Below are 421 nucleotides of genomic sequence, written 5' to 3' on the forward strand. Positions count from 1 at the left end.
CGCATGGTGGCGGCGATCTGCCGCGAGACCGAAGCGGGATTTGTGCCGGATTTCGATCCGGCGCTGGTCGACACGCTGGCCAACGTCGATTTCAGTAAACCGCTGCCGTATCTGTGGCCGCAGTTCGATGCTTTAGCCGCCGTGACGTTGCTTGTCATTCGCGCAGCCAACTCGAAACTGTTTTCCGGGGCGACGCTCGCGGAGATGCAGCGGCGGCATTCCGGGATGGAAACGATCGTCGTCGAAGGCCAGGGCCATGCGCCTTTTCTTGAGACCGACGAGCTGCCGGCAAGGATCGCAGCTTTCCTCGATCGGGTCGAAAATCAAGTCGAATATAAGTAAAGCCCGAGACTATATCAGCCCCGGGCTCTGCTACCGGAATATAGATTTGTGTCCGCCAGCGAGGCCGATCCGCTCGGCC

1 pseudogene is annotated in these 421 nt (G+C 59.9%); it reads left to right on the forward strand.

Annotation, left to right across the window (positions count from 1 at the left end):
- Positions 1-342, forward strand: a pseudogene (locus EN852_RS35420) (alpha/beta hydrolase); the annotation flags it as partial.
- Positions 343-421: the final 79 nt, after the last annotated feature.

The sequence above is a fragment of the Mesorhizobium sp. M2E.F.Ca.ET.209.01.1.1 genome, assembly GCF_004010375.2.
Lineage (GTDB): Bacteria > Pseudomonadota > Alphaproteobacteria > Rhizobiales > Rhizobiaceae > Mesorhizobium.